The organism is Moorena sp. (assembly GCF_982860115.1).
Window position 1 is genome coordinate 1 of record NZ_CEYLVT010000464.1, and the last position, 1458, is coordinate 1458.

The following is a 1458-nucleotide window of genomic DNA, read 5'->3' on the forward strand; positions in this document are numbered from 1 at the left end:
GTCATCTGCGTACCTGATTACAATGCGGTTGCCAATAATTTGTCCCCGTTTATCGTATTTAATACCTAGAGACTGTTCCATCCCATGTAGGGCAATATTAGCAAGAAGCGGTGAGATTAGTGCGCCTTGTGGCGTACCAGATTCCGTTGGGTTGAAGGTGTTTTTATCAATGTATCCCGATTTCAGCCATTGATAAATCAGCTTTCGAGCAGGGAAGTTTCCTAACATATTCATCAGGAATTCGTGGTCAATATTGTCAAAACAACCTTTGATGTCAGCATCTACTACCCATTTTTTCTTCCCGTTTGGGCGGATACCACAGAATATCTTTTCTATGGCATCATGGGTGCTTCTGCCAGGACGGAAACCGTAACTGCTTCTTTCAAACTGGGCTTCCCAACATGGTTCTAATGAGTTTTTGACGATTGCTTGTAAGCAACGGTCAATTAGTGATGGAATGCCTAGAGGACGTTTTTTGCCGTTGGATTTCGGGATATATACCCTTTTGGCTGGTAGTGGTTTCCAAGGGATGAATTGACTAAGTGTATCCACCAGTTGTCCTCTTCCTTTGGGGTTGAGTACTACCAACCCATCAATCCCTGAAGTTTTCTTACCCTGGTTCAGTTGTGTACACCTCCTAACTGCCAGGAGTATATTGCTAATTGACTTCATCAGAAGTCGTTGCAGATTTCGGACTGTTTTCCAATCTTCATTTTTGGTTGCCTTGAAAATTCGCTGTCTCAAATTCTTAACAATACGATTGGTTTTCTGCCAATCGACAGAATGCCATTCCGTTTTGTTCTGCTTAATTACGTTTACGACGGTTGCCATATCTAACTTTTCTTAAGAGTTCAGAATTCTTACTTTGAGTTTCAAGAGATTTACCAGTCTTCCGTTAGCACTCTTTCAAGTTGGTTATTCCAGGTTAGTTTCTGACCTATCCGTCAAGTTATACCCATTCTTTTTGGCTTTCCTCTAAGGTTTCCCTCTGACGGCATTCGCTTCTGAAGACTTCCTACACCCGCTAAGGAATTGATAGTTATCTTACGATTTCCCTACTTTGGACGTGGAAAGTAGTCCAAAGACCCTATCGGGGTTATCCTGTTTCACACGGTATGGAGATGCGATTAACTTAGGACTTTATCTTTACTCCGAGGCTAGGTGTCCTCGAATAAGGCTCATAATGACCTTATTCCTGTTGCCTATCTCCCGTCTCAGTCACTTTTCGGGGTTACGATGTCACGAAGCATGAGATAAATTCACTGTTCGTTGTCCCTATTAATCTTGCCCTTGCCTACTTTTTGGTTTGTGACTACCTACTCAGTTTCGGCTTTTCCTCTCGCTGTGCGACATTCCGATTACTCCGAACGCCGTGAGTGGTTGGACACAGGCTGACGGACACTTGCCTGGGGAGGTTTTAAGAGTCTCCCACTCTACCGTGCGCCTTTCAGGTCGCAC

General features: G+C 43.8%; 1 protein-coding gene. It reads right to left on the reverse strand.

Annotated elements, in window-relative coordinates:
- The coding region (locus tag AC4II3_RS32700; protein WP_488017435.1) for a reverse transcriptase domain-containing protein at positions 1-831 on the reverse strand (831 nt) is incomplete at its 3' end.
- Between the last annotated feature and the right edge of the window lie 627 nt (positions 832-1458).